The sequence below is a fragment of the Haloechinothrix aidingensis genome (assembly GCF_013450155.1).
GTDB classification, from domain to species: domain Bacteria; phylum Actinomycetota; class Actinomycetes; order Mycobacteriales; family Pseudonocardiaceae; genus Haloechinothrix; species Haloechinothrix aidingensis.
This window is the reverse complement of record NZ_JACCKD010000001.1, coordinates 612198-631586: the sequence shown is the minus strand read 5'-3', so window position 1 is coordinate 631586 and position 19389 is coordinate 612198. Positions and strand designations below refer to the sequence as shown.

Genomic DNA, 19389 nt, shown 5'->3' with positions numbered 1-19389 from the left:
GCACGTGCCGCGCCGGGATCAGTGACGATCGCTCATGCGGAACGTCAGCGAGATCCGTCGTGTCTCGGCCGGGCCGCTGACGCGGTGCAGCGGGCGCCCGTCCGCAGTGCCGCCCAGGCCGGGGCCGCGCAGCACGGTCAGGCTCCCCGGTGTGGTGCGCCACTCGCGTGCCACCGTGCCGTCCCGGTCGGTGCAGAGAGCGAGCGGCGCCGAACCTTCCACCGTGAAGATCGCCACCAGCAGGCGATACCGCTTGCCGTCACGATGCACCCCGATGCCGCCCGCACCGGCCCGGTAGCGCTGCGCGGCCGCCTCGTTCGGCTCCCACGCGGCGGCGCCGCCGATATCCCCGCCATGCTCGCCTACGACCCGGACGAGCTCGCGGCGTAGCCGGTCGATCGCGGGCCAGCCGGTGATGTCGTCGCCGTACACGAAGAACTGCCCGCCCTGCTGGCGCACACCGTAGGCACCGACGTGGTCCGGCATCTCCTCGAACGGCGCGTCCCCGACCTCGCGGACCAGCACCTCACGGAACGGCTCCCTCAGGGCATGCGGCACGAACACGCCACCGGACCACGCCGCCTGGCGAAGCGGCGGCCCGAGATCCAGCTCCGGGTGCAGCGCCCTCATAGTGACGATGGTGCCAGGTCAGGCGATCGCGTTAGGCCGGTCAACGACCCGGAGGCCCACCGGCCCCGCCGACGTCTCGGACACGCGGTAGCCGCCGAAGCGTGTTGCCGAAGCCTCCTGCCGCCGCTGCCGGGCCCGCCCACTACCTTCGGTCTCATGGTCCACGCTCCCGCATCGCCTGCCCCGCTGTCGCCCGTGCCGGCCACGCACCACGCGCGGCGGCCACGGTGAACCTGCTCCTCGGGCTCGGTGCCGCACTCGGGTACGGCGCGGGCGACTTCCTGGTGGGGCTGGCCGGGCGGCGCGGTGGTGTGTGGCCGGTGCTGGCGGGCACGCAAGTCGTCGGCCTGCTCGCCGTCCTGCTCGTGCTCCCGTTCGCACCCGATGCGTCTCCCGACCCCGCCGACCTCGCGTGGGGCCTGGCCGCTGGGCTCGGCAAGGGTGCGGGCGCGCTGTTCCTGCTGCGGGGCATGCTGATCGGGCGGATGAACGTGGTGGCCCCGGTCAGCTCGCTGTCCGGGGCTGGCCTGCCGATCCTCGCGGCACTACTGCTCGGTGAGCGCCCCACACTGCTCGCGTGGGCGGGGGTGGCGCTGGGGCTGCTGGCGATCGGTCTCGTCTCGGCGGGCGGTGAGCAGGCCCGGGCAGGCAGGCTCGGCGGTCGTCTCGCGGCCGGCTTCGGGTTCGGCCTCGCGGCGGGAGGCGGCTTCGCGACGCTCTACCTCGCGCTGGACCGCACCAGCGGCGACAGCGGGATCTGGCCGGTGCTGGCCGCCCAGTGCGCGGTCGCAGCGATCTTCCTGCTCCTTCTGATCGTCAGTGGACAGTCGTTCGTGCCTGCTCGGCCGTCCTGGGCACCGCTGGCCGGTGCGGGGGTGATCGGCACACTTGCCACCGTGTCGTTCCTGCTCGGCACCCGCGCGGGTCTGGTCAGCATCACCGCCGTGCTCGCCTCCCTGTCCCCCGCGGTGACCGTGCTGCTCGCCCGGTTCGCGCTCGCCGAACGCCTCCCCGCGCGCCGAGCTGTGGGCCTGGTCGTGGCGATCGCCGCGCTGGTACTGATCGGACTGGGATAGGCGCCGGCGACGGGAGTAAGCGAGACAATCGACCTGTCGACCGCCGGACATGACGACCCGAGTCGATATATCGACTTGCCTCGCTCCATGGCACGTCACGCGTCAGGCGGGGCTGGCGACGCTGAGCCCCCGGGCGTCGGCAGCCGCAGCGAGTCGTTGGTCGTAGGTCACAGGGGCCGTCAACTCCGACCCCAGCAGCAATGCCGTAGCCAGATGGATGACATCCAACGGACGCAGAACCGGGTCGGGCAGCGGAAATGCCGTGTCGCGTGCTCTCGCGGTTCCCGGACACCCATCGACTCCACGACAGGAAGTGTCGCACTCCTTACCGTGCTACGTAGCACGGTAAGGAGTGCGGCCGCTCCAGGCGTGCCGCATCAGTCCTTCCCCGCGACGTAGTACAGGTTGAACGGATCAGTCTCCACCTCCCGGACGTCCACGCGGGAGAACCCGGCGTCGTCGAGCATCCCCACGGCCCGTTGACGGCCCCACACCGTGCCGAGCCCGTCCCCGCCGAGTGCTAGCGACACGGTCATGCAGTGCATCGTCGACACCGTGTACAGCCACGGCGCCCACGGGATGTCGTGGTTGTCCTCCAGGTAGCTGGACGCCTTGATATCGGCGGCCAGGAATGTGCCGCCCGGCCGCAGCGCCCGGTACACCGCGCCGAGCACGGTGGCGGGCCGCGCCTGATCGTGGATCGCGTCGAAGGCGGTGATCACGTCGAACGCGCCGGGCACATCCAGCGTCGTGACGTCACACAGCTCGAATCGCACGTTCGACAACCCACGCTCCTCCGCCTCCGTGCGGGCCGTGGCGATCGCCTCCTCCGAGAAGTCGTAGCCGACGAACCTGCTCTGCGGGTACTCCTCCGCCATGATGTTGAGTGCGCGACCGCTGCCGCAGCCGATGTCGGCTACGTCGACGCCGCGCGCGAGCCGCTCCGGCAGTCCGTCCACCAGCGGGAGGATCGTGTCGATGAGCGAGGCGTCGAAGACCTTGCCGTTCTGCTCGGCCATGAGCGCGTGGAAGTCGTGGAACGCCGCGTAGCCGACCCCGCCACCCTCGCGGAACGCGTCGGCCACCTGCCCCTCGACCTGGGCAAGCAGCGGGATGAACCGCAGGATCGTGGCGAAGTTGTCCGGACCCGCGGCGCGAGTCAGGCACGCGGCGTGCTCCGCGGGAAGCCGGTAGGTGCCGGCTTCCGGGTCGTACTCCACGATCCCGCCCGTGGTCACACCCCCGAGCCATTCGCGTACGTAGCGCTCCTGCAGTCCGGCCCGCTCGGCGAGTTCTTCACTGCGCACGTCCCCCAGCTCCGCCAGGGTGTCGAACAACCCGAGCCGGTGACCGATGCTGCCGAGCAATGCGACGCTGGCGCCGCTGAGCACCTCGACCATCTTTCCCGTGAACTCATCGACCCGTGCCTGGTCGAGCTGCTGCGATGCGGTCATCGTGTCGTCATCTCCTTCACTCCTGGACATCGGCCGGGCGGGCCGGACGTGCCGATCACTGCCCTGCCCACCCTCGGCAGCCAGCATGCGCGACGTGGACCAGCGACGCATCGGGCGGATGACCCATTCGCGCCGATGCGGTGGTGGGTACCGATGGGCACGGCCGGCCCGGACACCCGGTCCTACTCGGTGAGGTCCGCGCTGAGATCCCTCGCGAACGCGTATCGTGCGGCGGCGGTGCGTGAGCCGACCCCGAGCTTGGTGAAGATATTCGACAGGTGGCGTGCGACGGTCTTGCGGCTGATGAACAGCGCCTCTGCGATCTCCGGGTTACTGCGACCCTCGGCGACGAGCACGAGCACCTCCAGTTCCCGGTCGGACAGCCCGTACGAGCCGGCATTGCCGCCACCCGCCTCGCCGAGCCCGGTCGCGGCGTCGATGCCGAGGCGGGCGAACAGGGTGGCCGCAGCCTGAGCCTCGCGTCCAGCCGCCTCGGCATCCCCCATCGCGCGATACGCGCGGGACAGCGAAACACACGTGCGGGCGGCCTCGTACGGCGCGTCCAGCTCACGCCACGCACGACACGCCTGCCGCAGGTACGGCAGGGCTCGCTCCGCCCTGCCCTCCGCCAGCTCGACGGTGCCGCGCGCGGCGGCTGCCATCGCGCCGGGCGCCTGGCCGGTCCCGCCCGCGCCCGCTTCCTCCAACGCCGCGCACGCCGCGCGGGCCGTTGCGGTATCCCCGGCGGCGACGGCGATCTCGACCCGGGCCGCGTGCAGCGTGGCCAGCGGGTACGGCTCGCCGCCCGCCGCGGCGATCGCCGTCCGGATCGCCGCGTGCGCGGCCTCGATCCGCCCCTGCCCGAGCCGCAGCAGCGCGAGACCCGGCTGCGGGTCGCGCCCGTGCGCATGCGCGGCGGAGAACGCCTGCTCCGCACCGTCCAGGTCGGCCCGCCTGCGGCGGACCTCCCCGATCGCGTACCAGGCCTCGGCGACGTTGGCCACGGAAATCCCCGCCAGTTCCTCGCACACGCGCGTAGCCTCTCGCTCGGCGCGCACCCAGTCCCCGGCGAGTGCTGCCAGCTGCGCCCGGTGCACCCGGCAAATACCCGCGAACAGCGCCGCCGCGGGAAGTGTCTCCAGCCACCGTTCGGTCAGCTCCGTCCACCGTGCCATCCGCCGGAAATCACCCAGCTCGTGGCAAGCCGCGATGGTGTTGCAGTACAGGTTGCCCGCCCAGGCGTCGTCGACCTCCCCGGCGAGCACCGCCGTCATTGCCTCATCCAGCAGAGCGAGGCCACGGCCTGCCTCGCCCGACCTGATCAGTGCCCGGCCCTCGCCGTTGAGCCCGCAGGCCACCAGGGTCGTCTCGCCGTGTGCACGGCCCAGGTCCCGGACGCGGCGCGCCGCATCGACGGCCCCGTCGAGTTCGGCCGCGCCGAGCTGCGCTTCGACCTCCAGGATGTAGCGCAGGTAGCCGTGCACCGGCCCCTCGGGCACGGTTTCGGCCAGCCGGGCGGCGCGGCCGAGCCAGCCCGAACCCACCGGCTCGTCCCCGCGCAGCAAGTGATCCACCCCGAGTTCCAGCGCGGTCATCGCGGCAGCGGCCTGATCCCCCTCGTCGAGGTAAGCGCGGTGTACCCGTTCGAGCAGGGCGGCGCAGTCGGACATCTCCCCCAGCCACCAGGCGCACTGGGACAGCGCGTACAGGTCGTCAGTGGACAGCGAGTGCTCGTCGGCCGCGGAGCGGAAGCCTTCCGCGGCCGCTCGCCAGTCGCGACGCCGGTAGGCGTCCCGGGCCGCCCCCAGCGTCTCGCCCAGCTCCGTGCCATCCACCCTCGACGCCCGGTATCGCGGCCGGTAGCGGGCTCAGCGCCGGTCGAGAGCGGTGAGGAAGGCGCGCCACGCGGGCACTGCTACCCGCAGGGCACCGCCGGAGGGTGCCTTGGAGTCGCGCACCAGCGCCTCGGCGTCCCGCCGCCAGCCGACCTCGACGCAGTTGCCGCCGTTCCCGCTGTAACTGCTGGTCCGCCAGGTCACATCGCTGAAGCTATCCCACTCGACCGGGGTGATCATCGCTCTCTCCATCCGCGTAGAGTTCCGTCGCCACGGAGGCGATCAGCTCCCGTGATTGTCCCTCATCCAGCGCGGTGTCCTCCAGCGTGGCAAGGATGTTGCGGTACGCATCGATCTCGACGGGCAGCTCCAGGAACAGGCTCGACGTCTCGCTGTCCAGGTAGACGATCGGCTTGAACGCCTTCACATCCAGCAACGTGAACGGACCCGACATCGCGGCGTGGGCGCCGACGGCTGCTGGAAGCACCCGCACCGTGATGTGCGGCCGGACCGCCACGCGCAGCAAGTGATGGAGCTGGTCGGACATGGTCAAGGAGCTGCCGACCGGAGTGCGCAGCACGAACTCGTGGAGGAAGAAGGTGCACGTCGGGGGCTGGCGACGGCTCAATACGCTCTGCCGCGCCAGGCGCGCGGCTACCCGGTCGTCGACCTCACCGGCGGGCACATTCACGTTGCGGCTGATCACCGCCCGCGCGTAGTCCCCGGTTTGCAGCAGCCCCGGCACGATGATCGATTCGACCTGTTCCATCGACACCGCCATGCTCTCGTGGTCGATCAGGGTCCGGACCTGTTTGGGGAGCACGGGGCCGTGCTGCTGGAACCAGCCCTTCTTGTCCTGGTCGACGGTCAGCGCCATCAGCCGGTCCCGCTCCGCTCCCTTCACCCCGCACACCGCGAGGAAGGCCGAGACGTCGTAGCCCGTGCCGCCGCGCTTGCCGGACAGCAGACGGGATACCCTGCTCGGCGACCAGTCGAGCAGGCGAGCGATCTCGCTGGCGTGATACCCCGCGTAGGTCATCGCCTGGCGCAGCCCCTCGCCCAGCTCCCGGCTCCGGATGGTGGGTGCTCGATCCTCCATGACCGGCACCGTAGCGAGGCGACTGGTTGTGTCCGGTGGACAAAACCGTCATTTCACTCAAGCGGAGGAATGCGGTGTCCCGCCGTCACAGCGTGCACTGGCATCCATGGACAGCACAGCCCTCACCCGCGCCGACGCGTTCCACCTGCTGCGGCAGGACCTCTACGGGCACCTCGACGAGACCGAGTACCTGGCGATGAAGACAGCGGACTGGACAGGAACCGACGCCGACATCGCCCGCGACGTCATCCCCGAGCTCGTCGAGACCATCCGGCAGGTCTTCCGCGTGCACACCGAGGCACAGCCCGGCACCTGCGACTGCGGCGAGCAGTGGCCGTGCCGCACCGTCTCGGCCGTGCACGCCCACCTCAACGCCACGGGCAGCACCACGCACGCCCTGTATGTCGCCGGTGAACAGGAGCGCGTGCGGCTCGGACACGCCTACCCGCACACCGGCACTATCGGTTCTGGCCCGTGACGGCGTCCGACCGGGCCGCGCGGAAGCCAGGACGGAACTCCACCGCCGCCCGTCACAGCCGCCGGTGCATGATGTGCAGCCCCACGCGGCCGAGCGTGGGGTGCTCGAAGGCCTCGGGGACGGTGCCGACGATCTCGAACCCGAGTTCCTTCCACAGCCGCACGGCCGCGTGGTTCGACTCCACGACGGAGTTGAACTGCATCGCCGCGTATCCCTGCTCACGCGCCCACTCCAGCGCGTACTCACCGAGGGTGCGCCCGAGCCCGCGACCACGTGCTCCGGAGGAGACCATGAACGCCGCCGTGGCCACGTGCGAGCCCGGTCCGGCCTTGTTCGGCCCGATCTTCGCCGTGCCGAGCACCTCGTCGTCCTCGCAGGCGACGACGGTGGTGCCTGGCGGAGGCTCCACCCACACGTCCTGCGCCTGATCCGACGACCACTCGGGGTCGTAGGCGTAGGTGTCCCCCGCGGAGACGATCTCCCGGAAGATCGGCCAGATCCTCGGCCAGTCCTCGACGGTGTACGGACGGATATGCACGTCCGCACTGTACGTCGAACCGGTCCCGGCAGGCATCCATACCTCGGCCGAGCCGAGGCGGCCGCGCACAAGAAATGATCACGCTCACGGGGCGCGCGGGTCCATGACGTCGAACTGGTTCGGCAGGCCCGCGCGGTACAGCTGCCGGTCGACTCGCTTGAACGGTTCGAACTCCGGAGGCCGGAACAGCGGCGTGACCTGGCATCTCGGCTCACCCGACCCGGCCGTGTCGAGCAGCGCGTTCACCGCCTGCCTTCCCCCTTTGTTGGCACCTTCCATCGTGGTGACGTTCATGTCGTTGCGGACCCAGTCACCCGCCAGGAACAGGTTACGAAGCCCCGTCCCCGAGCCGGGACGGTCGGCCCACGACCCGGGAAGCTGGGTGAACAGGGGTTCGTCGTTGCGGACCTCCGGCGTTCCCGGGTCGATGACGGCCGGATCGAGGAACCAGGAATGCAGCATGTCGTCGGTCAGCACCTCGGTGCCCGAGCCGTTGAGGTGTGCCTTGACCTCGGCCCACGTCTCGCGCGCGATCTCGTCCGGCCGGCAGTCCCGTGCGGCCTTGCCGTTGAACATCCCGGGGGAGGTCCAGTCGGACAGGATCGCCGACAGGCAGTCCTTGACGGTGCCGTCGCCGTACGTGGCGAAGTCGCGCTTCCAGAACTGTGCCTGGCTGATCGAGGTCACCGCCCAGCCCGAGTCGACGTAGTTGACGTGTCCCGGGGTGATCGGCACTTCCTCGGTGAGGTAGAACATCAACCCGTTCATCCAGTCGGTACCGAGTTCGCGCACCGGGTCGAGCTCGGGCGCCGCGTCGAGGACCTCGGGTGTCAGCAGCGCCGTGAACCGTTCCACGGGGATAGCGGAGACGAACCAGTCCGCGCGCACCTGCTCGGTCCTGCCGGAGGTGTGCCGCAGGGTCGCCGCACCCACGGCTCCGTCGTCGACAAGCAGCTCCTCGACCGCCCACCCGACCTCGAAGCGCACCCCGAGGTCACGCAGGTGCTCGACCCACGGATCGAGCCAGCGCTCGCTCGTCGCGCCGTCCAGCACCCGGTCGACCGACCCGCCTTCCTCGTTGCCCCGCCCCATGGCGCTCCAAGCGGTGGCTTCGCCGACGAGCCCGATCGAGTGGGTGCTGGCCTCGTCAGCCTTCATGGCGGCCAGGTTGCGGATCATGCCGTCGGCGAGGAAGGCACGGTACTCGTCGGACATACGTTCCGCCCGCACGAAGTCACTCCACGGCAGGGCGTCCCACTGCCCGAGGCGCCGCTCATCCGAGCTGGTCACGTAGACAACCGCCTTCTGCGCGAAGAACGCGGCCTCGTGTGGCGGAAGGCGAAACGACGTCTCGGCGACCGAGCGCACCGTCTCCGCGAACGACTCCGGTGTATACGGGAAAGGCCGCGGGGGAAACGGCTCCGGGAACGGCACGGTCAGGTTGGCCCGCCCGGCACGCGCGCCGAGGTAGCTCGTCGCCCGGGTGAGGTTCTGCCAACACCCATGCGAATTGCCCGGGAACGGTACGCGCCGCATCGTGTCCCCGAGGTCGTGGTAGAAGCCGGGGAAGAAGCGGAACCCGTGCTCACCGGGAAGCGCGCGGCCTCCGGCCGGGGAGTCGGGTACCGGGATGCTCCGGGCCTTCCCGCCCAGCGCCTTGCGCTCGTACACGGTCACGGAATAGCCCCGCTCGACCAGCTCGTGCGCGGCGGTCAGCCCGGCCACCCCGGCACCGAGCACCGCGACGTCGCGCCCCTGCCTCCCACTCGCCGCCCAGCCCTGCCCCGGGCCCGCACTCAGCGCCGCCGCCGTGGCGGCGCCCACGGTCGTCGCCGTGCGGAGAAACCGTCGGCGCGAGTGTGGCGCCGATCCCGCGCTGGCTTCCGTCATGATCGTCCTCCCGTACTGACGTCGCCGGAACCCAGCGCGACGGGGCTCACTACTCGCCGAGAGCGGTGACCTCCGGTACGACGTCTCGAATGATCGTCAGCAACGTGTGTTCGAGCAGGGTGTGTACCTGCTTGCGGGTCAGCCGGCCGTGCCGCAGCCATTCCCGCGTCGTGGCCTCGGCCATCCCGCTGAAGCCACGCAGCACGGCATGGATCTCGGGATGCGCGCGGACCACCGGGCCCAACCCGGTGACCTCGACGGCGCGGTTCACCGCCCGGTCGCGGGCCTGGTCGATGATCGCTTCCAGTTCCTCGTCGCCACCGCATCCGGCGATGCCGATCGCGTCCAGCCAGATGCTCCGGTTGCGGCTCAGCAGCTCGAGCCACCCGTCCAGGCTCTGCGCGACGCGGTCCTCCACGCTCGCCCCCGGCACGTACTCCGGAACCGGCACCGGCGGTACGTCCATCATGCGGCGCACGACCTCGCGATACAGCTCGCGCCTGGAGCCGAAGTAGTGGTTGAGCAGCGCCCTGCTGACGCCCGCCGCCCTCGCGACGTCCGCATTGGACACCCCGTCGATCCCGTGCTCGCTGAACAGGCGTCGCGCGCAGGCCAGGATCTGGTCACGGCGTTCATCGGGTCCCAGCCGCGAACCTTCCGGTGCGCCGGGCGGTTCAGTCTCGGCCATGCCGCCTCCACCGTGCTCGGCTGTCGAGCCGCCGAATAGTGTTGAACAAAGTACAACTACTACTGTCGTTGCGTCAACAGTCCTCGGAACCGTCCCGGCGAGGCACGCCGACCGGGATGCGCGTCAGCCGGTTCGCCCGCCCAGCGACACCGGTGGCAGGAACTCGCCGATGAGCTCGCGGTGCCACCACGCGCCGGTCTCGCGCCGCTCGGCGGGAGTGGTGAAGCGGTAGCGGTACAGCCGCGCCCGCACGTGCGTCGGCGGCCGCTCCGGGAACGGGTTGTGCCGCAGCAGCTTCAGCGTGTCGCGGTCGCCCTCCAGCAGCTTGGCTACCAGCGGGCGGAACCACGGCCCCGCCATGCTCGGCGACAGCGCCGCGAACCACATCAGCCAGTCCAGGCGCAGGTGGTACGGCGCCACCTGCGGGGGACGCCGCCTGACGTCACCGGGCTTGCCCTTGAACTCGTACTCGAACCATTCGGTGTCCGCGCCCGGCGCTGCGTCGCTTGTGCCCTCGATGACGATCTCGTCGCGCCGCCGCGTGATGCTGCCGAACGCGCCATAGGTGTTGACCAGGCGCAGCGGGTCGAAGCTGCGGTTCATCACCTGCCGCCGCGAGACCATGTTCGTCACCGGCCCGTAGCTGAGCACGACCACGACCGCGGCGACGAGCAGCACCACAACCCGGAACCACAGCGGTGCTGGCTCCAGCTCCGCCGGTGGGGTGACCGGCAGCAACGTGCTCCACAACCCGTCACTGATCGCCGAGGCGGCGATCACGATGGTCAGCACGTTCAGCCACGAGAAGTTGCCGCTGGCCACCAGCCACAGCTGGGTCACGATCATGACGATCGCGGCGATGCCCGCCACCGGTTGCGGCAGGAACAGCAGCACCGGCAGGGCCAGCTGCGTGACGTGGTTCGCGGCCACCTCCACCCGGTGCAGCGGCTTGGGAAGGTGATGGGAGTACCAGCTCAGCGGATTGGGCATGGGCTGGGTCTCGTGGTGGTAGTACAGGCAGGTCAGGTCCCGCCAGCACGGGTCACCGCGGATCTTGATGAGGCCCGCGCCGAACTCCACCCGGAACAGCAGCCAGCGCAGCGCCAGCAGGATCAACAACGGCGGTTCCATCGCCGCCGGGCCGAGGAAGATCGCCAGGAAGCCGACCTCGCACAGCAACGTCTCCCAGCCGAAGCCGTACCAGACCTGGCCGACGTTGACGATCGACAGGTACAGCGCCCACAGCACGGCCCACACGACCATGTGCGCCCACAACGGCAGGCCATCGCCCAGCCCGAGCAGCAGCGCGGCGGAGACGGCGACGCCGGTCCAGGCCACCACCGCGAAGAAGCGATCCGAGTAATGCAGGTGGAACAGGCTCGGCGAGGACCGGAACGACACGCGCTCGAGGTACCTCGGGATCGGGGTCAACCCCCGCGAGCCGATGAGCGCCCGGAACTGCAAGGCCGCGCTGACGAACGCGACCAGGTAGATCAGCGCGAGCCCCCGCTGGAAGACGATGCTGCTCACCCAGTAGCTCTCGGCACCGAACCAGTCCACGCGCCACCCCCTTCGTCTACGCTCGCGCTCCACCGTGGACGGTAGCTCGCCGCGTGTGGCCACGCCCGGCCCCCAGTGTCGCCCGCCGAGCTCCCACGTGCACTGCGAGCGCGACACCCGGAGCGCGGTGCCGGACGCGGGCCGGGGCTACCCGGCGAGGTGTTTCGCTACACCCGGTCGAGCACCACCACAGGGATCTCCCGGTCCGTGCTTGCCTGGTACTTGTCGTAGTCGGGCCAGACCGCGGCCATCTTCGGCCACAGCTCCGCACGCTCCTCCGCGCCGGCCGTTCTCGCCTCGGCCGCGAACGTCTCCGCGCCGACCTGGACCTCGACCCGCGGGTTCGCGCGCAGGTTGAGGTACCAGTCCGGATGCGTGTCCGCACCACCCTTGGAGGCGACCACCACGTAGCTGTCCCCGTACTCCTGGTAGATCAGCGCCGACTTCCTGGTCGCGCCGCTCTTGCGGCCGGTCGTGGTCAGGACCAGCACCGGAGTGTCGTTCAGCCAGATGTGCCCGACCTCGCCGTCGGTCTCCTCGTAGCGCCGGACGTGCTCGTCACCGAACAGCATGCATACCCCTTCCGGACGGGAACCGCCTTCGGCGTTGAGACTACCGATCCATGGGCGGCCGCGCCGCGCTCGCGCCGGGCGGCCGCGTTCGCGCGCGGCGGCCCGAAATGGACCGGCCCCTCGGGACAGTCAGGCGCACGCGCAGCACTCGCACCGACCCGCGAGTGACGCGGCCAGCCGGTCGTTCGCGCCCTTTGAGTCGGCGTGGGCTACCTTCGACGGCGACCACGCGACTACACACGCAGGGACGGTGCGATGGCGGGAACACCCGTGCTGGCGGTGACCGCGAGCGCCGCGGGCGGCCTGGAGGCACTCCGGCCAGGGCTCGTCGAGCCCGCACTCGCAGCGGGCTGGCGGGTGACGGTAACGCTCACCCCCACCGCGGCGACATGGCTGGACGATCTCGGCGAGATTCCCCTGCTGGAACGCGCGACCGGACTACCCGTCCGCAGCAGGCCGCGCCTGCCCCGCGACCCGCGCCCGCATCCCGACCCCGACTGCTGTGTCGTGGCGCCCGCCAGCGCGAACACGGTCGCGAAGGCCGCGCTGGGTATCGCGGACAACCAGGCACTCACCCAGCTGTGCGAGGCGCTCGGCACACCGCCGGTCCCGGTCGTGCTGTTTCCCCGGATCAACGCCGCGCACGCCCGGCATCCCGCATGGCGCGGTCATCTCGACGCCCTGCACGAGGCAGGCGTGTGGCTGGTCGAGGGCGCCGGCGTCTGGCCGCTGCACGAGCCCGGACAAGCCCCGGCCGACCAGCGGCTCCCGTGGCAGCACGTGCTGGAGACCGCCGCGCGGGCGGTGCGCGCCCGCTGAGCGCGGGTGAGCACGGGCGGGCATGCGCGAGCACAGGTCCGCGCACGCGACCGGCGAACTACGCCGTGGGACTACACGCCATCGACCCATGTGGACGGCACGAGTACGTGCAACGCGTTGCGGGCCACCGAGAACTCCTGCGGTGTCGTGGCGACGACCTCACCATCGACGTTGATGCGCAGGGACGGATCCGTCTCGACCCGCACGCGGGCCGTGCGGTAGTGCTCGGCATGGTGGTTGTCCGGGTACCCGTTCTTGAGGTTGCGGGCCACGGTCACCAGCTCACGAAGCGGGCCGTGCTCGAGCACCGACACGTCCAGCGTGTTGTCGTCGATCCCCGCGTCGTGCGCCGGAAGCTGACCGCCGCCGTAGTAGCGCCCGTTCGCGACTGAGACCTGCAGCAAGCGCGGGAACTCCTGGGGCGGGTGGTCGCCGTCCGGGAACGTCAGTCGCGCGGAGAACGGGCGGTGCTCGGCGATCGCCCGGACCGTGGCCACCGGGTAGGCCAGCGTGCCGAGACGCTTCTTCAACACCGGGGACATCGCGTGCGCGACCTTCTCGCCGATACCCGCGGACGCCCGGTTGACGTAGTAGTTGTTCCCGCACAGGCCAAGGTCGATGTCGACGACCGTGCCCGAGGCGATGATCCGGCACGCCTCGGACAGGTCCGTCGGGATGTGCAGCGTGCGCGCGAAGTCGTTGGCCGTACCGAGCGGCAGCAGCCCGAGCGGTACCTCGCGGTGCGCGAGCACGTCGACCACCGAGCTGACGCTGCCGTCGCCACCACCGAGGATGACGAGGTCGCTGCCGTCGTCCACCGCCGCGTTGACGGTCTCGACCAGCCTGGCCGGGTCCTCCAGCGGGTAGGTCGACTCCAGCGGGACGCCCAGCTCGGTCAGCTTGCGACGCGCCATGGTGAACGCGCTGGCGCCGGTGCGTGAATGGGTGTTCACGATGAGCGCGGCACGGGTAGGCGTACCTGACACGACGCCGACTCCTCTCGCCAGTCCGGACCCGATTCCACCGACAGCGTAACCGTGCCGCTGGTATGAACCCGGTGAGCCGGCCGTGACGATCCGCCCCGATGACACGACAAGGGCAGATCCTCGCGAATCATCCAGAATGGGCATTCCGCCACGTACACCGGCTACCGCGGAACTGACGCGCCGCGCATCACCCGGCCGGATAGGACTCCGGTCCGATCAGCATCACCGGGCACGCGGAGCTGTGGATCAGCGCGTGGCTCGTCGAACCGAGCAGCAAGCCCGAGAACCCGCCGCGGCCGCGGGTCGCGACCACCACGAGCTGTGCCCGCTCGCTCAGGTCGGACAGCACGCGCTTCGGGTTGTCCCGCTTGACCACACGCTCCACCTCGACATCCGGGTAGCGTTCCGTCCAGCCCGTCAGCGTCTGCTCGAGCGAGCGCTGCTCGGCTTCCCTGATCGGTTCCCAGTCCACGAAATCCCGCGTCGACCTGAGCATGCGCTCCGCGTCCGCGTCACTCCACACGTGCACGGCCGTCAGCGGCGATCCGTGCAGGGACGCCTCCTGGAAGCCGTACGCAAGGGCGGGCCACGAGCGCGAGCTGCCGTCCACCCCGACGACCACCGGCAGGCCCCGCGTCCTGCCGGCGGAGGTGTCGCCGCGCACCACTATCACGGGACACTCGGCGTGCCCGGCGAGCTTCAGCGTGATCGAGCCGAGGGCCGTCCCGAAGGCGCCCCCGCCGGAGGAACCGACGATGAGCATATGCGCCCAGCGGGAAGCGTCACGCAGCACGACCGCAGGCGCGTCGGACTCCAGACACGTGGCGACCTCGACGTCGGCCGCCTGCTTGACTGCCTGCTCGGCCGCCCGCAGCTGCGCCGACCCTTCCTCCCGCAGCGCTTCGCGCACGTCGGCCGTCGGCGGGATCACGCCGGTATAGAGCTCGGCGAGGTTGATGCTGTAGACCAGGTGCACCGACAGCTCGCGGTGCGCGGCTTCGCGTGCCGCCCACCGCGCCGCTTGCAAGGCAGCTTCGGAACCGTCGATCCCGACGACGAGTGAGCCCGTCTCGTGCGCCACCGTGTCCATCGAACCTCCCAGTAGTGACATTCCCCACCAAAGGTACAGGGATGTCCGCCCGTGGCATAGGCGCCGATCGCGTCACGCCGTCGCGCGCTGTGGCAGGGTTGCCGGTATGCGGGGCATCGACATCGCGGAGAAGCTGGCACAGTTCGACGAGCACTGGTCACCCAAGACGGTCGCGACCGTCAACGACTACGACGTCCGGCTGGTCAAGGTGGAAGGTGAGTTCGTCCGCCACCAGCACGACGACACCGACGAGCTGTTCCTGGTCATCGACGGGGAGCTGACCATCCGTTTCGACGACGGCGAGGTGACGCTCGGGCCCGGCGAGCTGTACGTGGTACCGCGCGGCGTGTACCACCAACCGGTCAGCGCGGGTGAGACATCGGTATTGCTGTTCGAGCCGAGCGGCACCGTCAACACCGGCGACTCGGGCGGCGAGCTGAACGCCGAGCGCGCGCGGATCTGACGGCCGGGGCGGGACCCGGCCGCGCCCGTGGTGTTCCGCGGAGCGGCACGCGAGAAGTCGACCGTGCTCCGCGACGGGCCGTAGGGTGGCGGTGATGTGTCCCAGCGATGCGACGGTCACCGAGGGCGGTGACCGGCTCCAGGTGGCGGTGGTCGGCGCAGGCCCATCCGGCCTGTATGCGGTGCGCGCCCTCCTGGAGTCGGCCGTCGAGGTCAGCGTCGACGTGTTCGACCGGCTGCCTGCCCCGTACGGCCTGGTGCGCTACGGGGTCGCGCCCGACAACCAGAAGATGAAGTCGGTCATCCGGGTGCTGCACGGCTCGTTCGACGAGGACAACGACGTCCGCTTCCTGGGCAACGTCACCTTCGGTACGGACATCACGCGGGCCGACCTGCGCGCGCATTACGACGCCGTCATCTACGCCACCGGGACCCAGGGTGACCGCAAGCTCGGCGTCGCCGGTGAGGACCTGCCGGGAAGCTCGGGGGCGAGGGAGTTCGTCAGCTGGTACTGCGGCCACCCGGACGCCGCGGGTCACGACTTCCCGCTGCGGTGCAGGCACGCGGCCGTGGTCGGTGCGGGCAACGTCGCCCTCGACGTCACGCGGATGCTCGCCAAGAGCCCCGAGGAGATCGCCGGCACGGACGTCCCCGACCGCGTGCTCGAGACGTTCCGGGACAACCGGATCACCGACATACACCTGCTGTCGCGCCGTGGACCCGCGCAAGCCAAGTTCACACCCATCGAGCTGCGCGAGATGGGTGAGCTGGTCAACGCCGACATCGTCATCGACCCCGGCGAGCTCGTGCTGACCGAGGACGACGAGCAGCGCGTTGCCGCCGATCGCCAGCTCCGCAAGAACGTCGCGCTGCTGCGCGAGTGGGCCGAGCGGCCGCTGGAGGGCAAGCCCCGCCGCGTGCACATGAGGTTCCTGCGCAGCCCCGTACGGCTCCTCGGCGAGAACGAGGTCGAGGGTGTGGTCATCGAACGCAACGAACTGCTCGACGACGGCAAGGTTCGCGGCACGGGTGAGTACGAGACGCTCGACGCGGGCTTGGTGTTCGCCGCGGTCGGCTACCAGGCGCTCCCGCTGCCGGACGTGCCGTTCGACCACGACACCGCCACGGTCCCGCACGACGCCGGCCGGGTGCTCGGCAGCGACGGCACGCAGGAACCCGGGGAGTACGTGACCGGCTGGGCGAAGCGCGGCCCGAGCGGCGTCATCGGGACGAACAAGAACGACGCGGCTGAGACCGTCAACAGCCTGCTTGCCGACCTCGCGGACCGGGCCAGCACCCGGAGCTACGACCGCACCGGCATCACCCGGCTGCTCGAGCGGCGCGGCGTCGACTACGTCGACTGGGCGGGCTGGCTACGGGTGGATACCCACGAGACCCAGCTCGGCGAGGCCCAGAACCGCCCCCGCGTGAAGGTTCCCGACCAGCCGTCGCTGCTGGAGCTCGCCCGCCGGCCCGCGCGTTAGCCGCGGGATCCGTTCCCGGCCGGATGTCGTCACCGTGGGCGCCCGCTCGGCGGCGATCAGCAGGTGCCGCGTTCCTCGCCGGTGTCACACAGCCGCTCGCGGCCGTGCCATTCGAGGCCGTGCCTGGCGTCGTCGCCGAGCCGGCGCCGCACGAGGACGCCGGTGCCGTACCCGGTGTCGTCCCGGATCCAGTGCCGGTACTCCTGCCGGTTCACGGCGAGGTGGTGGCCGTAGAACGGCAGCGCGACAGGTGTGGGTCCCCAGTCCGGGTCCGCCCACGCGGCGTAGCCCTGTGCCCGCGCCGGGTCGATGTACCAGCAGTCCCACTCGACCGGGGACGAAGCCCAGCGGCACGTGCGGTGCCGCATGCCTCCGTGCCTGGTCACCTCGGGGTCGCGGGAGATGCCGCGTAGCGTGTCGCTGCCCGCGTCGTAGTGCTCGCGGTACCAGTCGCCGCACGGATCGGCGGTGTCCCTGCAGCCCACCCAGGGTTGCCACGCCGCGCGGCGACGGTCGGTGTCGCTGCCACCCGCCGCGCAGTAGCGCGCGCTCATCACCCGCGCGGCCTCGTTCGCGGCCTGCCAGCTGTTGATCCGGGCCGAGATCGGCAGGTGCGCCCCGGACCCGGCGGAGTCGAACTGCCACATCCCCACGCCGGCATGCCAGAAAGCGTCCGGGGACTCCTCCGGGTCCGTGAACGAGTGCAACCCGCGCTGGACGTCCCAGCGGCCGAGCGTCATCGGGGACGGGGCGGTGTCCCGCGGCGCTCCGGTCTCCTGCCAGACCACCGCCAGCATCATCGCCGCGAGCTCGTCCCTGGACAGGCCGCAGTCACGGTGCGTCTCGGCGTGCTCGAGCACGTCGTCGAGCGGTTCGTCGCCGAAGACGTGGTCCGCCGCTGCCGGTGGGCCTGCCGCGAGCGCGCCCATCGCCAGCACCAGCGCGAGTACCGCGCCGCAGGCACCGCGCACCGCCGAGCACGTCATGAGCCCACCACCCACAGCATCGGCATCCTCCCGCTCAGGTCCGCACCGGGATCGGCGGGTTCGGCGTGCAGGAAGTCGCCGAGTTCCTGCGGCATCGCCGGTTCGAGCTCGGGCAGCCGATCACCCGAGCCGGGCTGGACAACCGGGGTCTCGGCGACGTGCAGCACCCGGCCATCGGGACCCAGCCACGCGATCACCACAGCCGGTCGCTCGATGGAGCTGTCTGCGTGGTTTCGCACCGACCCGAACAGCAGGTACGGCCGCTCGCCGACGTCCTCGTCGCCGAGCAGGTTTCCCACCGCGACATCACGCGACCCGCCGTGCGAGCGCAGCCAGTGCAGCAGCAGCTCGGCCTCGCGCGGGGAGTCCGTGGATACCCCTGCCGGCTGCACCGCCCAGCGCACCCCTGCCACCTCGTCCGCGGGCACGTCCGCATCCACCACGAACGGCGCGGGTTCACCCGGGCGAACCGGATCCACCGGCACCACGGCCGAGGCTATCGAGAGCGTCGCCCCCTGCTCGTCGACCAGCTGGGCGTGGACAGTCACCTGCCCGACGTCCTCGGAGGTCTCGTTGCGCACCAGCCCCCGTGCCACCCAGTTCCCCTCCCCGCCGGTGCGCACGGTCGGTTCGAGCACGACGACCTCGTCGCTGGTGACATCGGTGGTGTAGTGCGGGCCACGGAAACCGGCGAGGTTGCGGTCCGTCACCCGCGCCACGGCGTCCACCTCGCCGGGCGGCGGTTCGGCGCCGCAGTCGGCCTCGCCACCATCGTCCGGAGGCACGCGCAGGCAATCCCGCTCGTCGTACAGCTCCGGAGAACGCTCGTGCAGCGAGGGCAGCTCGGGCAGGTCGACGTGCTCGACTCCCGCGCCGGTGGCACCGTCCTGGACGACGGGCCAGTTCGGCGAGGACGCCGGGATCACCGCGAGCAACACCACGGCCACCGCGGCCCAGCCGGCGCGTCCCCTTCCCGACAGGCCGCTTCCGGGCATCGGCGCCCACTCCTCCGGTGTGCTCGACCGGCTCACACGCTGCTCGGCAGGGATGGCCAAACAACTCAGTCTACTGCCGGGAAGAAGGCGGCATCAATCGTCGTGCCTACGGTGCGTGTACGGCGCCGGGTGCCCGGCCCCGGCGTGCTGGGCTACTCCGCGGTGTCGACAGCCTTGGGGGTGGCCAGCGACCAGGTGTGCCCGAAGGGGTCGGTGAGCTGACCGTAACGATCACCCCAGAACTGGTCCTCGAGCGGCATCGCCACGGTGGCGCCCGCGTCGACCGCGCGCTGCCACGTGGCGTCCACATCGGGGAGATACAGGTGGATAACCACCGGTGACCCGCCGAGTGCCCGCGGGGAGCTACCGTTGCCGTCCCCGTACTCGGGGAAGTCGTCCATCAGCATGACCAGGCCGCCGTTGATGGTGACGGCGGCGTGCATCAGCCTGCCCGACCCGTCCTCTGCCGGGACCCGCTCGGCCTCCACCGCGCCGAACGCCGCCTTGTAGAACTCGATCGCCTCCGCGGCGCCCTCCACGACCAGGTGTGGTGTCACCGCTGGCATAAGTACGTCTTGATCCGCCATCGTTGCTCCTCGATAGGTGAGTTGCCGGGTTGGTTCTCGAACTGTCGCACGCTGCACCGACAGACCCGCTACTGTTCCGACCCGCTGCCGGGACGGAACTCATCGGGACGAGGTCGAAGCCGGCTCGAGCCGTTGGTGAGTCGTCGCGTGGCGTGGCGAT

20 protein-coding genes are annotated in these 19389 nt (G+C 70.7%); 5 read left to right on the top strand and 15 right to left on the bottom strand.

Translation table 11 applies throughout. The features are described 5' to 3' along the window. Nucleotides 1-18: 18 nt before the first annotated feature. Nucleotides 19-630 (bottom strand): 2OG-Fe(II) oxygenase family protein, encoded by a 612-nt coding sequence (locus H0B56_RS03100; protein WP_180891378.1) that lies wholly within the window; start codon nt 628-630, stop codon nt 19-21. A 227-nt stretch (nt 631-857) separates the two neighbouring features. Between H0B56_RS03100 and H0B56_RS03095 the strand changes: the two genes are divergently transcribed. Further along, complete coding sequence (locus H0B56_RS03095) at nt 858-1706, top strand: EamA family transporter (protein ID WP_180891377.1); 849 nt, start codon at nt 858-860, stop codon at nt 1704-1706. A gap of 377 nt (nt 1707-2083) precedes the next feature. On the opposite strand, the gene H0B56_RS03090 is transcribed toward H0B56_RS03095, so the two are convergent. The 4 genes from H0B56_RS03090 to H0B56_RS03075 form a co-directional block, all read right to left on the bottom strand. Further along, entirely contained in the window at nt 2084-3160 is a 1077-nt protein-coding gene (locus H0B56_RS03090) for a class I SAM-dependent methyltransferase (protein WP_180891376.1), read from the bottom strand. 182 nt (nt 3161-3342) lie between these two features. Continuing rightward, nucleotides 3343-4995 (bottom strand): LuxR C-terminal-related transcriptional regulator, encoded by a 1653-nt coding sequence (locus H0B56_RS23395; RefSeq protein WP_180891375.1) that lies wholly within the window; start codon nt 4993-4995, stop codon nt 3343-3345. A gap of 33 nt (nt 4996-5028) precedes the next feature. Further along, on the bottom strand, nt 5029-5235 hold the full coding sequence (locus tag H0B56_RS03080) for a DUF397 domain-containing protein (RefSeq protein WP_180891374.1): 207 nt from the start codon (nt 5233-5235) through the stop codon (nt 5029-5031). Continuing rightward, nucleotides 5210-6094, bottom strand: coding sequence for a helix-turn-helix domain-containing protein (locus H0B56_RS03075; RefSeq protein WP_180891373.1), 885 nt, complete (start codon nt 6092-6094; stop codon nt 5210-5212). Before H0B56_RS03075 ends, H0B56_RS03080 begins: the two co-directional genes overlap by 26 nt. Before the next feature lie 106 nt (nt 6095-6200). Between H0B56_RS03075 and H0B56_RS03070 the strand changes: the two genes are divergently transcribed. Beyond that, the gene (locus H0B56_RS03070; protein WP_180891372.1) at nt 6201-6572 is read left to right on the top strand and encodes a hypothetical protein; all 372 of its coding nucleotides are present in this window, start codon (nt 6201-6203) and stop codon (nt 6570-6572) included. A 52-nt stretch (nt 6573-6624) separates the two neighbouring features. Here the strand turns inward: H0B56_RS03070 and H0B56_RS03065 are convergent, their stop codons facing one another. The 5 genes from H0B56_RS03065 to H0B56_RS03045 form a co-directional block, all read right to left on the bottom strand. Further along, the gene (locus H0B56_RS03065; protein ID WP_343063729.1) at nt 6625-7110 is read right to left on the bottom strand and encodes a GNAT family N-acetyltransferase; all 486 of its coding nucleotides are present in this window, start codon (nt 7108-7110) and stop codon (nt 6625-6627) included. An 84-nt stretch (nt 7111-7194) separates the two neighbouring features. Beyond that, nucleotides 7195-9000: a hydroxysqualene dehydroxylase gene (locus H0B56_RS03060; RefSeq protein WP_180891371.1), complete on the bottom strand. Its 1806-nt coding sequence runs from the start codon at nt 8998-9000 to the stop codon at nt 7195-7197. 49 nt (nt 9001-9049) lie between these two features. Then, a complete protein-coding gene (locus tag H0B56_RS03055; protein ID WP_180891370.1) occupies nt 9050-9688 on the bottom strand; it encodes a TetR/AcrR family transcriptional regulator in 639 nt (212 codons plus the stop codon). A gap of 123 nt (nt 9689-9811) precedes the next feature. Further along, nucleotides 9812-11248, bottom strand: coding sequence for a lipase maturation factor family protein (locus tag H0B56_RS03050; RefSeq protein WP_180891369.1), 1437 nt, complete (start codon nt 11246-11248; stop codon nt 9812-9814). 167 nt (nt 11249-11415) lie between these two features. Continuing rightward, nucleotides 11416-11820 (bottom strand): nitroreductase family deazaflavin-dependent oxidoreductase, encoded by a 405-nt coding sequence (locus tag H0B56_RS03045; RefSeq protein WP_180891368.1) that lies wholly within the window; start codon nt 11818-11820, stop codon nt 11416-11418. Nucleotides 11821-12075: 255 nt separating this feature from the next. On the opposite strand from H0B56_RS03045, the gene H0B56_RS03040 reads away from it, so the two are divergent. Next, a complete protein-coding gene (locus H0B56_RS03040) occupies nt 12076-12639 on the top strand; it encodes a flavoprotein (RefSeq protein ID WP_180891367.1) in 564 nt (187 codons plus the stop codon). Nucleotides 12640-12710: 71 nt separating this feature from the next. Here the strand turns inward: H0B56_RS03040 and H0B56_RS03035 are convergent, their stop codons facing one another. Together H0B56_RS03035 and H0B56_RS03030 are read right to left on the bottom strand one after the other, a co-directional pair. Then, nucleotides 12711-13625: a lipid kinase gene (locus tag H0B56_RS03035; protein ID WP_343063728.1), complete on the bottom strand. Its 915-nt coding sequence runs from the start codon at nt 13623-13625 to the stop codon at nt 12711-12713. Between the two features lie 187 nt (nt 13626-13812). Continuing rightward, nucleotides 13813-14715, bottom strand: coding sequence for a universal stress protein (locus tag H0B56_RS03030; protein WP_180891365.1), 903 nt, complete (start codon nt 14713-14715; stop codon nt 13813-13815). A 106-nt stretch (nt 14716-14821) separates the two neighbouring features. On the opposite strand from H0B56_RS03030, the gene H0B56_RS03025 reads away from it, so the two are divergent. Both H0B56_RS03025 and H0B56_RS03020 read left to right on the top strand, forming a co-directional pair. After that, nucleotides 14822-15178 carry a cupin domain-containing protein gene (locus H0B56_RS03025; RefSeq protein WP_180891364.1) on the top strand — a complete coding sequence of 119 codons (357 nt, stop codon included), beginning with the start codon at nt 14822-14824 and terminating at the stop codon, nt 15176-15178. A gap of 94 nt (nt 15179-15272) precedes the next feature. Further along, nucleotides 15273-16661 carry an FAD-dependent oxidoreductase gene (locus tag H0B56_RS03020; RefSeq protein WP_180891363.1) on the top strand — a complete coding sequence of 463 codons (1389 nt, stop codon included), beginning with the start codon at nt 15273-15275 and terminating at the stop codon, nt 16659-16661. A gap of 56 nt (nt 16662-16717) precedes the next feature. Here the strand turns inward: H0B56_RS03020 and H0B56_RS03015 are convergent, their stop codons facing one another. From H0B56_RS03015 to H0B56_RS03005, 3 genes are all read right to left on the bottom strand, one after another. Beyond that, nucleotides 16718-17647 (bottom strand): hypothetical protein, encoded by a 930-nt coding sequence (locus H0B56_RS03015; RefSeq protein WP_180891362.1) that lies wholly within the window; start codon nt 17645-17647, stop codon nt 16718-16720. Continuing rightward, nucleotides 17644-18702, bottom strand: a complete 1059-nt coding sequence (locus H0B56_RS03010; protein WP_180891361.1) for an FxLYD domain-containing protein — start codon at nt 18700-18702, stop codon at nt 17644-17646. The genes H0B56_RS03015 and H0B56_RS03010 overlap by 4 nt, the downstream gene beginning before the upstream one ends. 92 nt (nt 18703-18794) lie before the next feature. Beyond that, the gene (locus H0B56_RS03005; protein ID WP_180891360.1) at nt 18795-19229 is read right to left on the bottom strand and encodes a VOC family protein; all 435 of its coding nucleotides are present in this window, start codon (nt 19227-19229) and stop codon (nt 18795-18797) included. Nucleotides 19230-19389 lie beyond the last annotated feature (160 nt).